Annotated in this window: 13 protein-coding genes; 8 read left to right on the top strand and 5 right to left on the bottom strand. The window is 40.2% G+C overall.

The features are described from left to right. Positions 1-216: 216 nt before the first annotated feature. Entirely contained in the window at positions 217-1,239 is a 1,023-nt protein-coding gene (locus tag E0E36_RS25975; protein WP_130858366.1) for a FecR family protein, read from the bottom strand. A 142-nt stretch (positions 1,240-1,381) separates the two neighbouring features. Between E0E36_RS25975 and E0E36_RS25970 the strand changes: the two genes are divergently transcribed. From E0E36_RS25970 to E0E36_RS25955, 4 genes are all read left to right on the top strand, one after another. Further along, complete coding sequence (locus E0E36_RS25970) at positions 1,382-1,924, top strand: RNA polymerase sigma-70 factor (protein ID WP_130858365.1); 543 nt, start codon at positions 1,382-1,384, stop codon at positions 1,922-1,924. 158 nt (positions 1,925-2,082) lie between these two features. Next, positions 2,083-2,856: an SDR family NAD(P)-dependent oxidoreductase gene (locus E0E36_RS25965; RefSeq protein WP_130858364.1), complete on the top strand. Its 774-nt coding sequence runs from the start codon at positions 2,083-2,085 to the stop codon at positions 2,854-2,856. An 89-nt stretch (positions 2,857-2,945) separates the two neighbouring features. Next, positions 2,946-3,860, top strand: coding sequence for a helix-turn-helix domain-containing protein (locus tag E0E36_RS25960; protein ID WP_130858363.1), 915 nt, complete (start codon positions 2,946-2,948; stop codon positions 3,858-3,860). A 197-nt stretch (positions 3,861-4,057) separates the two neighbouring features. After that, complete coding sequence (locus tag E0E36_RS25955; RefSeq protein ID WP_130858362.1) at positions 4,058-6,454, top strand: ABC transporter permease; 2,397 nt, start codon at positions 4,058-4,060, stop codon at positions 6,452-6,454. A gap of 17 nt (positions 6,455-6,471) precedes the next feature. On the opposite strand, the gene E0E36_RS25950 is transcribed toward E0E36_RS25955, so the two are convergent. The 4 genes from E0E36_RS25950 to E0E36_RS25930 form a co-directional block, all read right to left on the bottom strand. Then, a complete protein-coding gene (locus E0E36_RS25950) occupies positions 6,472-6,852 on the bottom strand; it encodes a VOC family protein (RefSeq protein ID WP_130858361.1) in 381 nt (126 codons plus the stop codon). A gap of 304 nt (positions 6,853-7,156) precedes the next feature. Further along, a complete protein-coding gene (locus E0E36_RS25940; protein ID WP_013667673.1) occupies positions 7,157-7,807 on the bottom strand; it encodes a DUF2306 domain-containing protein in 651 nt (216 codons plus the stop codon). 365 nt (positions 7,808-8,172) lie between these two features. After that, a complete protein-coding gene (locus E0E36_RS25935; protein WP_013667672.1) occupies positions 8,173-8,526 on the bottom strand; it encodes a cupin domain-containing protein in 354 nt (117 codons plus the stop codon). Between the two features lie 80 nt (positions 8,527-8,606). After that, positions 8,607-9,395: an AraC family transcriptional regulator gene (locus E0E36_RS25930; RefSeq protein ID WP_130858360.1), complete on the bottom strand. Its 789-nt coding sequence runs from the start codon at positions 9,393-9,395 to the stop codon at positions 8,607-8,609. Positions 9,396-9,939: 544 nt separating this feature from the next. Here E0E36_RS25930 and E0E36_RS25925 point away from each other — a divergent pair. The 4 genes from E0E36_RS25925 to E0E36_RS25910 all read left to right on the top strand — a co-directional run. Continuing rightward, the gene (locus tag E0E36_RS25925) at positions 9,940-10,788 is read left to right on the top strand and encodes a helix-turn-helix domain-containing protein (RefSeq protein ID WP_130858359.1); all 849 of its coding nucleotides are present in this window, start codon (positions 9,940-9,942) and stop codon (positions 10,786-10,788) included. A 53-nt stretch (positions 10,789-10,841) separates the two neighbouring features. Beyond that, positions 10,842-11,342, top strand: coding sequence for a DinB family protein (locus E0E36_RS25920; RefSeq protein ID WP_013667669.1), 501 nt, complete (start codon positions 10,842-10,844; stop codon positions 11,340-11,342). A gap of 199 nt (positions 11,343-11,541) precedes the next feature. After that, positions 11,542-12,468: a hypothetical protein gene (locus tag E0E36_RS25915; RefSeq protein WP_130858358.1), complete on the top strand. Its 927-nt coding sequence runs from the start codon at positions 11,542-11,544 to the stop codon at positions 12,466-12,468. A 157-nt stretch (positions 12,469-12,625) separates the two neighbouring features. After that, a partial coding sequence (locus tag E0E36_RS25910; RefSeq protein WP_130858357.1) for a hypothetical protein occupies positions 12,626-12,809 on the top strand: 184 nt, incomplete at its 3' end.

Raw genomic sequence — 12,809 nt, 5'->3', positions numbered from 1 at the left:
TTTGCAATAACAATAATGCCAGCTCCACGCGCGTTGGAGTTGATAGACAATTTTCATATTTTTGTTATGATTTAAGTAAAAAAATAAATTTGTTTTTGATTTATTTTACGCGGGAACATGCTGGTAACATGTTTCCGTGTTTTTATTTTTAGGTGCTCTTATTTTATCATAGGCAATTACATTAGGTTTATACCAAGATCGTCCCCAATCTTTTTGTTAGCGTTGTTTGGTTATTTTTATTAAAGGTTTTGTTCCGGTTTTTGGTGTCGCATGTTCAAATGAATAAGTCATTTTCGATGCAAGCGTAATATAATCCAGTACTTGAAGTAAAGGTTTATTTTCAAAAGTACCCGTAAAGGTCCCTTGTTCAACAGACCTATCAGCGACTTCAATGTCAACATCGTAAAACGTACTGATGCGATTCAGTACCTCTTTCATCGGTGTTTTTCTGAATACCAAGCGATTGTGCAGCCAGTCTAATGCTCGATCCGTGTTAACTGTTGTTATGGATAGATTGTTGTCTTCTGTTGTATAAATTGCTTTTTCAGTAGGTTTTAAACGTTTTTTTATCTTTTTTTCCGGAAAAGCCAACTCAATACTTCCGGATATCAGTGTGGTCTGAAAGGTTTGGCTTTCTCGGTTTTCTTCTATGCTAAAAGCCGTTCCCAAAACGTTGATATACATAGCGCCATCACCAACCTTCACCTGAAACGGTGCCTTTGCATTCGGTACGATCGAAAAGTATCCTTTGCCATGCAAGGTAACGTGCCTTTCTTGATCCATTAAAGCCGGATAACTAATACTGCTTCCTGCGCCAAGAAAAACCTGAGATCCGTCTGGCAGTGTCAGTTTGGTTTGCGCATGGTTTTGAGCAGAAACCGTGACAAGGGTAGAGGAAGTTGCTTTTGGGCTGGGGGTAATAAATAGCGTACCCAAGCCGACTAATCCGATAAAAATGGCTGCAGCGATGCTTACTCTTTTGAGAATCCGCAACCGCTTTTTTCCCCGCATGCGCTGCTCAAGATGGTTGAATGCAGTGTGTGAATCTGTATATTTTAGTCTCTGTTCTACTTGTCGTGCATCATAAATAAAGGCCATGCGTTGTAGGAGTAGTTGATTGAGAACGGAGCTATTGGCCCACTTTTCTACCAGCTGTTTTTCTTCAGCAGTAAGTGTTCCCGCGAGATAGCCCATCAAGGTAGACGCCTCCGGTATTCCGTTATATTGGTCTTTATTCAAGTTTATGCTGTTTTATACACGGACGACACATAACTCTCCGCATACCCTAAACTAAAATATTTTTTTCTTGTGTTTTAGAGTAAACAATTGCTTTTGTTGCTATAGTGATAATCCCTATCTTTGTTTGCAACCTGATGATATTATGAATGATCTAGATCTCTTCGAGGCCATACGAGAAGGGAATTTGCTTGCGTATAAAGAGATGTTTCTGAAATATTATGCGCCTTTGTGTGCCTACGCTGCCCAGTTTTTATCCGATACGGATGCAGAGGAGTTGGTGCAGGATCTGATGCTCTATATTTGGGAAGCAAGAAAGCATTTAATCATCGCCACTTCCCTCAAATCCTATCTTTTTATTGCTGTAAAGAATCGATCGTTCAACGCCATCCGCAAGCAAAAATACCGCGAACGCATACATGCTAAACTTTACGACAGTTTAGAAGGAGAGCAGCTAGATGATCCCGACTTTTATATGGCAGATGAATTGGCCCTTAAGATAAACGATGCCATTCGAGATCTCCCGGAAAGCTATCGCGAAACATTTGAAATGAGTCGTTTTGAAGGGCTGACCAATGCAAAGATATCATCCAAACTTGATGTGTCCATTAAAACGGTGGAGTATCGAATAACCAAATCGTTGAAAATATTGCGAGGTAAATTAAAAGATTACATGATGCTATTTTGAGTACCATCAGTTGGTCGGTATCACGTATGCCGTCCTATTAGGAGAAAAGCAGGTCGTCTCAAGATCAGGCATTTCAGTTACAAGACTCCTTGATTTAGTTACAAGGGTGCGGAGCCGAATGCAGATTTTTGTATCAGTAATTGTTAATTGTAATACTTATGAAAAATCAAGCAGCGTCAAAGAACAATAAGCAGCCGGTTGCATTGGTGACAGGCGCCAATCAGGGTGTAGGTAATGAAATCGCCAAAGCGTTAGCAGCAAATGGCTATCAAGTATATGTAGGTTCACGTAACTTAAGCAATGGCGAAAAAGCAGCCGCTGAAATCGGTGAGAATGCCACGGCTATCCAGCTGAATGTTACCCAACAACAATCCATTAACGCCGCAGTAGCGCGTATCGAGCAAGAATATGGCCGCCTTGATTTGCTGGTCAACAACGCGGGTATATCCCATGCTGGAAAACCCGGTCGACCAATGGAAGAGGTTTTGGCAGAAGGCCGTGCTACCACCGCATCGCTTGACGAAGTGCGGGCAGTTTGGGAAACCAACGTATTCGGCGTCATTGCCGTAACACAGGCAGCGCTACCCTTACTGCGTAAGTCTGATGCGGCCCGCATCGTCAATGTATCGAGCGGGCTGGGATCACTCACTTGGGTATCCGACCCGGCTTGTTGGGCAAGAGAGCACTTTGGTGTAGTATATGCCGCATCAAAAACAGCCCTTAATGCCGTTACCCTTTCCTTTGCCCTAGAACTGGAAAAAGAAAACATCAAGGTTAACGCTACGAGCCCGGGTTTTACAGCCACTGCGCTGAATAACTTTCAGGGCACGGACAGTCTGGAAGTGGGGTCCCGCGAACCGGTTCGCGTAGCGCTGGAGACGGACGGCCCCACCGGTCGTTTTACCGGTCCGGATGGCCCGCTACCTTGGTAAACCGTCATCAAGTACAAGATAGTATTAAGGTTGCTTACTTTATGACCGTTGCTTGAAATAAGAAACGGTCATAATCATTATCTTACAGCATGAAACCGCAAACGCCAAAAGTCGCCAAACTCGAATCCATAACCGAGATACACCGTATACTCGGTCTTCCGGGCCCTGGTCATCCGCTGATCAGTTTACTGGATACCACAGAAGGGCGGATCAACCTAAGTCGATTACCATTAAGTTACGTAACCAGTCTTTACAAAATTTCCTTTATAACAAAGTTAGGTGGCAAGTTTAGATACGGCCAAGGCTATTATGATTTTGACGAGGGAAGTCTTCTGTTTACAGCACCTAACCAGCTTGTTGGTAATACCTCAAACTACCAAGGGAATGAAGGTTATTCGTTGATTATTCATCAGGATTTTTTTCAAGGATATCCGCTAGCTGCGAAAATTAAACAATACGGTTTCTTTTCCTACGCCTCAAACGAGGCGCTGCACCTGTCCGAGAAGGAGCGGACAACGGTATCGTCCATCTTTGCCATCATTCGCGACGAACTCAATAGCCGGATAGACGATTTCAGCCGCGAAGTAATTATTGCACAGATCGAGTTGCTGCTGAGTTATGCCAAGCGCTTCTACAAGCGTCAGTTCTTGACCCGCCAGCCGGCTAGCAGCGACTTACTTCAACAATTGGAAGAACTACTGAATACCTACTTTGAGAAAGGCGAGGCGGTAAAGCACGGTATGCCAACCGTACAATACTTGGCCGAACATTTACATTACACCGCCAATTATCTAAGCGATATGCTGCGTTCGCTCACCGGTCTGAATGCCCAGCAGCATATACATGAAAAGCTCATTGAGAAAGCCAAAGAACTACTCGCAATCACTACCTTAACAATCAGCGAAGTAGCCTATGAGTTAGGTTTCGAGCATCCGCAGTCATTCAGTAGGCTATTTAAAATGAAAACGAAACTTTCGCCGATGCAATTCAGGGCAGCCATTTGATTTACCTAAATCAGGAATATTTCTGAGCGTATTTAGTGCAGCTTATCTCGTGCCGTTGGAAATCTACTGTGCGCTTTCGAACACTAGCCGTCCATAAACGAACAGTAGATGCCAGCCAAAGTGCGGATGGCACGACTTAGAAGAGATTTAATGCATATGGCAGTGTTCTTGTTTTCTCAGGATAAAGCTTCTGTCTTATGATAAGAAATTATATTAAGATTGCACTGCGAAACCTCCGCAAGAATCCGGTTTATTCGTTTATCAATATATTTGGCCTCGCTTCAGGACTAGCCTGTTTTATCCTCATATTGATTTTTGTGCAACATGAATTATCGTATGATCGATTTCATAAAAATAGTGATCAGTTATATCGCGTTATCCAGCGGCGTCCAGATTCTAAAGGAGCGGATCATTGGGCTGCTACATCACCCGCATTAGCTTCTACCCTCAAGAAAGAACTTTCGGAAGTTACGAGCGCGACTTCGGTGTTTCCAACCTTTAATCCACTGATCAGTTTAGGTGACAAACGCTTTACGGAGGAAGGAATTCTTGCTGATACTAATTTCCTAAAAATATTTACCTTTCCGTTTCTACAGGGCGATGCGGCAACAGCTCTTGAAAGTCCCAATAGCATTGTGCTTACCGCCTCTTTTGCTCGAAAAATATTTGGTGAGCAAAACCCTATTGGTCAAACGTTGATATATCAAAACCAACAACCGCATATTGTTACGGGTATTATGGCTGATGTACCTGAAACCTCGCATCTAGCCTTCAGTTATATTCTCCCTGCATTATCTGATCAGTACTATCGAGATTGTATCGCCAGAGAACCTTGGTACAATAACGGTTTGTATACCTATGTGGTTTTAGCATCAGGAGCGGATACCCATAGGGTAGAGGAAAAAATGCGTGCTTACATTGACAGAAACTTGGCTGATTGGAGACCGGAAGATCGTATGGCTTTTTTATTCCAACCCTTGCGAGACATTCATCTCAAATCGCAACATCTGAAAACATTTCCCTTTGAGAAGGGGGGAAGTCAAAGATACGTATACCTTTTTTTAGCAATCGGTTTCATTGTGCTACTACTCGCTTGTGCCAATTATACCAACATAGCGGTAGCTCGGTCTATCCAACGTGCTCAGGAAGTTGGTGTACGAAAAGTAGCGGGGGCCCGGCGATGGCAACTTATGCGACAATTTTTGGGTGAATCTGTAATCATGACTTTGCTAGCACTTCTGCTGGCATTAGCGATGGTACACCTACTGTTGCCTTCATTTAGCCAGTTAATGGAGCGCCCCATTCATATAGATTATTTAAGTAATCCCATGTTGTTGCCAGCGCTATTAACGCTTGTTGTGCTAGTAAGCCTAATTTCAGGTAGCTATCCGGCCTTGCTGATGAGCAGGCTTAAACCCGTTACTATACTCAAGGGCAAGAATACAGTGCCCGCTAGTCGTTTTACATTACAACGCGTATTAACTGTCGGACAATATGCTGTTTCTATCGCTTTGCTGGCAGGGAGTTTCATTATATATAGACAGATGCAATTTGTCCAGCATAAAGAGCTTGGATACGATCGGGAGCATATCCTTACCATAAAAGTCAGTGATGCTAACTTGAGTCAACGCTACTCCACTATTCGTGAAACGTTGTTGCACGATCCTCATGTGGTTGCAATGAGCTATTCGTTATACTTACCCACGGATGTGATTACCAGTCAAAGCATGTCTGGTTGGGAAGGTAGTGATGGCAAACTATTGCCAACCCAAACCACTGGTATAGATTATGATTTTCTCGATGTTTATGGGATACCACTTGTTGCTGGACGAGGGTTTTCGCGTCAATTCGGAACAGACACACTTGGTGCTCCCATTGCACTTATAAATGAATCTGTTGCTAAGGCCTTGGGTTGGACACCAAAAGAAGCTATTGGTAAGGAGTTTAATTACTCCGATGGGCGTGGTCAAAGGCGAATTGTGGGGGTGGTGAAAGATTTTCATTTCAATTCCATACACCAACCACTCGGACTACTTGTACTGACACTAGATCAAGGACCTTCAGGATATATTTCTGCTAAGATCCGATCGGAGAATTTGCAGGAGACTATTGCGAAGTTTGAGCGGGTGATTAGGAATGTTACCCCATATCCCTTTGATTATCAGTTTATCGATGATAATTTTAATAAATTATATAAGAATGACATCAGACTTGGGGAGCTATTCACCTCATTTACGCTACTTGCCGTTTTGATCGCCTCTTTGGGACTATTCGGATTGGCAGCCTATTCTACACAACAACGCATGAAGGAGATCGGAATAAGGAAAGTGCTGGGTGCGAGTATTCCAGGTATCGTAAGGCTGTTGAGCAAAGATTACATTAAACTCGTACTTGTCGGTTTTATTATCGCCGTACCCTTGGCCTGGTATTTTATGAATCGCTGGCTAGAGAATTTTGCATATCGGGTTGACCTGGATTGGTGGATATTTGCCTTAGCAGGTATATTTGCCCTTATGATCGCTTTGCTAACGGTGGCTTTTCAGTCATTGAAAGCGGCCTGGATGAATCCCACGAAGTCGTTGAGAGCAGAATAATTTTGGTAATTGACTCCTTATTTCTTTACCGGTGTAAACAAATTGACCAAATTACCGTCAGGGTCACGGAATAATAATGATTTATTTCCCCAAGGCATTAGCGTAGGTTTTTGAACAAGATAGGGCTGTAAAAGATCCGCCAATCTTTCATAATCACGATCTACATCTTCAACCCTAAATTCTATGATCACACTACGGTTTGTGGCGGACTGGGCAACAGAATCGCCACCGAAAAACTGCAGCGTTCGAGTACTTCCTATCGCTAAGGTTGCCGTTTTTGTTTTCAACTCCACAAAATCAGGCGTGTAATGCACAACAGAACTTTGGGTCACTTGTTCATAAAATGCGATTAAGCCATTTATATTGGCCGTTATAATTCGGATTGATACTAGATTCATGCTGTCTTCTTTAATTGTACATTTCAAAAGTAAGTTAGCCTTATGACAACTGTATGTCAGGAGCAGTTGAATTTTTTTATATATTCAGATTATAGGAGTTTATAAGTTAATGGTAACTTTGTTCATATGACAAAATATTCCAAAGGCTAACTAGAAGAGGCGCTAGAGGCTTTAAATTCAACACTTGGCAAATGCGAAAAAGCCATACTCAAATTAAGAGAAAATTCGGCTCAACATACCTTAATGATGCGTAGAATTAATGCATTTCGTATTGCATTAGCGCTTGTTGAAAACGAATTGCAGGTTAACGATTGATCGTTTCCGCAGGTTCCAAACCATCCGGCTCATTTTTATGTTTTAACCCTTTTACGATCAAATAGGCGATAAACAAATTAGGTAGCCAACACCACCAAGCCACAATAATATAAGCTGATCTATAATTGCCGATGATTGAAATCAAAATAGGCAACCAAATTCTTAGCGTTACGGCAGCAAAGCAAGATGCATAACTATATACCATCATAATTTGATGGGTCAGAAACTGTTTTTTCTTGACAGTTAAGTAAGCCCTCAACGTCGTATAAAACCAAATCACGGCCAAGCAAGCAAATCCAAAGGAGGTCCAGGGGCCTTCATCTGCAAACAATGCAATGTAAAAGCCAGCTAGAGAACTTAATAAAACCGATCCGACATAAATTTTACCAACTTGCCTGTGAAGCAAGGGTGTTTTAATCCGCAGTTTTGAACTAAATTGAACCCACCCAATAAGTAAGGCAAGCCCCCCTAAAATAATATGCGTGTAAAAGGCAACATTCCAGAACGTATCTGTTAAAAGCCATGCCGGTTTTGAATTTAATATTCCCACTCTTCCGGCAATTAAGAAATATTGCAGCGGATATAGCCCAATTATTATCGATAAAGCAGCAAATAGAATCCAAGAAATCTTTTTTATCATTATCATCATTTAAGTTTACCAAGAAGACATGCCTGTTTAACAAGAAATGAGGTTGATCACTTTTATCGCCGGGTAGTCAAGTCAGATCTACTTATTTCTTACACTAAAGATATATTTTTATATTCAAATAATGTAACTATTGAGCCTCTTTGTCGGCAATAGAGAGCTTAAAGATAATAATGAATGGTCTACAATTGGCCTTAAAGTTTGTTCTGATAGTAGCACAGTAAAAGAAAAACGAATAATTTTAACGTAACGCTTGTTATCTATCGGGAGTTAAGCTTTGTAATGAGTTCACACCTATTTATGCCATGCAGTCAAGAACGTGCATGGCTTCTTTTTTTAATCATGATAGGGGTGTAGGCTTATAAAATTTCCACTTCTTCAGGGATTACCAATAAGAGAAGGCAACCCAGTTCTGTATGCACACTATGTTTGAAGTTGGGGGGTGTATATAAATAAGAGCCCTCCGAGAGTCTTGTTTTCTCAATAATGGCTTCTCCCTTCAATACAAACAACTCTTCTCCCGCTGGGTGGTTGTGGTAAGGATAAGCAGCACCAGGTTCGAATTTAAGAAGGATGGTTTTAGATCGCTTTGTTAGCTTGTCGTATCGAAGCGACTTTACAAATATGCCTTCGTAATGATGATTATTCTCGATTAAAGGAATCCATTCAATGGCTTCGCTTTGAACAATGTAATTGTTAATATTAGTGTCCATAACTTGTTTTTAATACTTTACAAAAATCCATATAGATGCGAAGCCATAAAATGGACAAAGCTTGGAAAAACATGTAATATTTAGAGGAGATAGGCCTTTCTATAATCTTTTGGCGATAGTGTTGTGTGTTTCTTAAAGAAGTTAGAAAAATAGAAAGGATCGCTAAAACCTAGCTCGAAAGCTATTTCCTTAATGGAACGGTGCGATTGGTAAATAAGCAGTCGTTTCGCCTCAGATACAACCAGACTGTAAATTACGTTTTGCGCGGTTTTACTGGTATGAAGTTTAGCTAGTTCATTTAACTTTGTTTCTGTCGTATTGAGGATAGCAGCTATATCAACCAAAGAGTAATTTCGAGAAAAATTATTCCTCACAAGCTCTAAAAAATATAAAAACAGAGCGCTAGGCTTCCATATTTCATCTCCACGGGCAATTTTAGCCCGATTAACTTCCACGATTAACAGTTCGATGTATGTACGAAGCGCAATATGGTATTGATAAGGCTGTGTGCTTAGTTCCGTATCGATAGCATTTAATAGCCCTTCAAATTTTTCGGTTTCATAAATGCATATTACCTCATTCATTCCAAAATGGCAGAATAAGCCGTTGTGGAAAATTAGTTCAATATCGTTTTCATCCTTGCATATAAAGTCCAGCGTAAATTCTAAAACTCTTATACATCCTCTTATTTCTTTAAAATAATGGACCTGACCAGAGGTGATGGAAACCAGTTCATTTTCGGTGAGCGAGAACTGTTGCGCGTCAATAACAATACTGGCAGAACCCTGTTGGCACCAAATCAGTTTATATCTGAGTACTCGTGTAGGTTTATCGCTATCAACACCGTTAAGCGTATACAAACTAATCATAGCCTTCTAATATAATTTATTCGATCTTGGTAAATCATTGTCAACGCTTATACCACACGGTAAAAAAAGTATAATATAATTTCCATGTGATAGTTCTTTGATACGTACCGAAAATAAGAAGAAGTTTTCTAATCCTCACGGCGAAGAAAGAAGACGATTAAAACACATTCTACTAAATTCGAACTGAGGTATTTCTATTGCGACGCTAGGATATGACGGGCGATCTAAGGTGACTGCATTAAGCATTTCCACTAAATATTATACCAACAATACTTGGAAGCAAGAACTACAGGTGATATTGACTGATTCCGTTCGAGTATGATGATCGAAGGAGTAACAATCATAAACATAAAATGCAGCCTCCAAAATTTTCGGTAGCTATAGGCTAAGTAAGAGCAGTTACGTGGTAGAAAATTTTGCCGCTGCGAGGTTCTTTGCTTCTTTCTTCACGGCGAAGAAAGAAGACGATTAAAACATTTACTAAATTTGGAGCAACGTATTCTTTTGCAGGGAGTGACGTTAGACTAGGGATAAGCAATCTAAAATGGATACATTGAGCATACACGATTACGTTTCAGACCGGCAAGCGCCCAGAAACAAAATCTTTCTTCCACAAAATCTGATTTCGTTATTAGAACAAGGCGAGAAAGTAGTGTATTATGCCAACAGCAAAACCATTATTACAGACAAGCAATTTGCGATACTTTCTTCCGGTAATTGTTTAATGACAGAAAAACTTCCGGTAAACAATCATTATCGTAGCTTGATGTTGTTCTTTGATAATACGACATTAGCCACATTCTTTATTAAATACGCTTCTATAATTGACAAAATTCCATCAAAACCCGACAGGCCCAATCAGCCGTTTGTCGTATTTGAGAAAGACGAATTTATCAGAACCTACATCACCTCGCTTAAGCTCATTCAATCAAAACCCGCATCTTTTTCTGAAAAAATAATAGAACTGAAATTTGAAGAATTAATGTTGCATCTACTTGAAAAATACCCGAACGAAATGCTTGCGTTCCAAGTAAAAAATCAAGAAAAATACTCGGACCTTGAAATACGGAAAGCAGTTGAATTAAACATAACCAACAATCTCACCTTAGAAGAATTGGCGTTTTTGTGCAACACAAGCGTATCTACTTTCAAGCGAAAATTTGTAAAACTCTACCATGTAGTGCCAAGCCAATACTTCCAGCAACAAAAAATGGAAATGGCAAAGACCCTGTTGTTACAGAACGAAAATCCGGGCGAAGTATATTATAAAGTTGGATACGAAAATCATTCAAGTTTTTCGAAATCGTTCAAACAGGTTTATGGCATAAGCCCTAAACAATTTCAGCAGCAGAATATGGCTGTTCCTCAACAGCAATTGAACGATCTGCGATAACGCTGCCATATACAAGTCTTCTACTTTTGCGTTACACTTTAACGCAACAAAAAATGACAAAAAAGTATCTGTTGGAAATTGCTAATTATAGCAACTGGACTGATAGCGCTGTAATCAAATGGCTTGAACAAATCAGTGATGAGCAATGGGAAAAAGAAATACCAAGCAGTTTTAATTCAATTGCAAAAACAGCAATTCACCTAGTGAGTGCTAAAAAGATTTGGATTGATTTTTGGAAAAATGTAGCTAATCCGGTTTTTCTTTCAGCTCGATTTACGGGAACAAAAAGCGAGCTGATTGAAATCTGGAAGAAAACAATGGACGATTACCAAGATCTCATTGCGAATTACCCAGAAGCAAATTATTCCCAGATAATTTCGTTTAAGGTAAGAGGGAAAGAATGGGGAATGGAGTTTGCACAAACCGTTTTACACCACAACAATCACGCTACTTACCATCGCGGACAATTGGTAACCATGCTACGGCAAGTCGGTTTTACTGGTTTTTCTAACACAGATTTGGCAACTTATTTTGTCACCGGTTCGGTTGGGTGATTATAGCAAGCTGAATACGCTGTTATCCGCTGATTTAAAAAATGAATGGCTTAAAGCTTTATACTGGCCATTATGACTTTCTCAAATCATTTTATAGACAGTAATGCAAGTAGGATAGAAGCTAACCCTCCATTAATTTAGCTAAAATCTGTATATTAGAGAATCAATTCATTTGGGACAATTCCTTAAACCCTAAATTATGCGTAATAATCATCGTAAATCTTTGATCGCCGTTAGCATAATAATTCTCGTCGTCTTATCTATTTCTTTAAGCGGCTGGTCACTAGTTCCTTTCGGAAAACGATATTTGCCGGATTATTTCTTTGACAATGTTTCCAGCGGAATCAAAGGGTATGTCCGGCCAAATGATCGACTAATTCTCCTGAACGACTCCATTTTCCATCCGGAAGAAGGAAAATACGCACTTGGCGTAAGTCATGCATCCACTATAGTGGAATACAGTAGGGAAAAGGCGATGGAAAAATTCGGAGATGCCGGGCAGTATGGTGCAGTAGAGATAAGAGGAGGCAAAGCACAGATCTTTTATGGAAGGGAAGATAGCGTTCGTATGAATAAAAAAATGGCTCTTCTCTTGGCTCACAATACCGGTTCCGTTCCTTCTCGCTTAAACCTGGGCCTTAACGCCATTCATTCCACTGGAGAAATAGATGATACGCTATTTCTAGGATCCTTAAGTTACCGTTTAAAAGGTGATACGTTGCTGACATTAACACCGGATAACCTATATTACGTCAGCAACAGTGAGACAAAAAAGGAAAAAAGTAGACGCTTGCTTATTTATCGCTATGGGAAATTAGACACTATTTTAAATGGCCAGATAAAGATTGAAGGAAACATCGAACCTGGCTCAAACGTATATACCTATAACAGAGGCATAGCCATCTATCACAAATGGGCAGCAAACACCCTTGTCGGCGTCTTGGGTAATCACCACGTATTAACCATTAATGGCAAGAATATTAAGGAGCCCCTTAGTAGGGTACAAGCAACAGGAGGTTCTGTACACTACCTGAATGGAATAGAGGCAGTGAAGAAATATGGCATAAAAGGATTGTTCGGGGCTGCCGAAATTTCCGGAAATAGTTTGAAGTATTTCCGGAATTGAGTAAAAAACGTTAAGAATAATACTGTAAGTTTATAGACGTCAATAATTTAATTGCTATGTATGACTTTTTTATTTAAGAATACCGTTTCTAAATTTCTACGCTGAATGGTGAAATCAATATGTCTTTCCTTATTTTTCTTTATTAGCTAATAAACCGATGATTAAAATAGCTTACCAAATACAATCTCAATTGACGTCCTACCTGCAATCAAAATCTTATATCCAATTATTTTTCATTTTTCTTATTGCTGAAATGACTTTTTCAGGTGTCACTGCTTTTATCGCCACCATGATTGACCCCGACTTAACCTATAATCCGATTGAAAAGGAAAGTATTTACG

The sequence above is a fragment of the Olivibacter jilunii genome, assembly GCF_900607235.1.
GTDB classification, from domain to species: domain Bacteria; phylum Bacteroidota; class Bacteroidia; order Sphingobacteriales; family Sphingobacteriaceae; genus Olivibacter; species Olivibacter oleidegradans.
Note: the sequence above shows the minus strand (reverse complement) of the source record. Positions and strands in the feature narration are given on the sequence as shown.

Coding starts and splice junctions, on each gene's coding strand:
- E0E36_RS25970 (WP_130858365.1), top strand. CDS start 1,382: ATGAATGATCTAGATCTCTTCGAGGCCATACGAGAAGGGAATTTGCTT.
- E0E36_RS25965 (WP_130858364.1), top strand. CDS start 2,083: ATGAAAAATCAAGCAGCGTCAAAGAACAATAAGCAGCCGGTTGCATTG.
- E0E36_RS25960 (WP_130858363.1), top strand. CDS start 2,946: ATGAAACCGCAAACGCCAAAAGTCGCCAAACTCGAATCCATAACCGAG.
- E0E36_RS25955 (WP_130858362.1), top strand. CDS start 4,058: ATGATAAGAAATTATATTAAGATTGCACTGCGAAACCTCCGCAAGAAT.
- E0E36_RS25950 (WP_130858361.1), bottom strand. CDS start 6,852: ATGAATCTAGTATCAATCCGAATTATAACGGCCAATATAAATGGCTTA.
- E0E36_RS25940 (WP_013667673.1), bottom strand. CDS start 7,807: ATGATAAAAAAGATTTCTTGGATTCTATTTGCTGCTTTATCGATAATA.
- E0E36_RS25935 (WP_013667672.1), bottom strand. CDS start 8,526: ATGGACACTAATATTAACAATTACATTGTTCAAAGCGAAGCCATTGAA.
- E0E36_RS25930 (WP_130858360.1), bottom strand. CDS start 9,395: ATGATTAGTTTGTATACGCTTAACGGTGTTGATAGCGATAAACCTACA.
- E0E36_RS25925 (WP_130858359.1), top strand. CDS start 9,940: ATGGATACATTGAGCATACACGATTACGTTTCAGACCGGCAAGCGCCC.
- E0E36_RS25920 (WP_013667669.1), top strand. CDS start 10,842: ATGACAAAAAAGTATCTGTTGGAAATTGCTAATTATAGCAACTGGACT.
- E0E36_RS25915 (WP_130858358.1), top strand. CDS start 11,542: ATGCGTAATAATCATCGTAAATCTTTGATCGCCGTTAGCATAATAATT.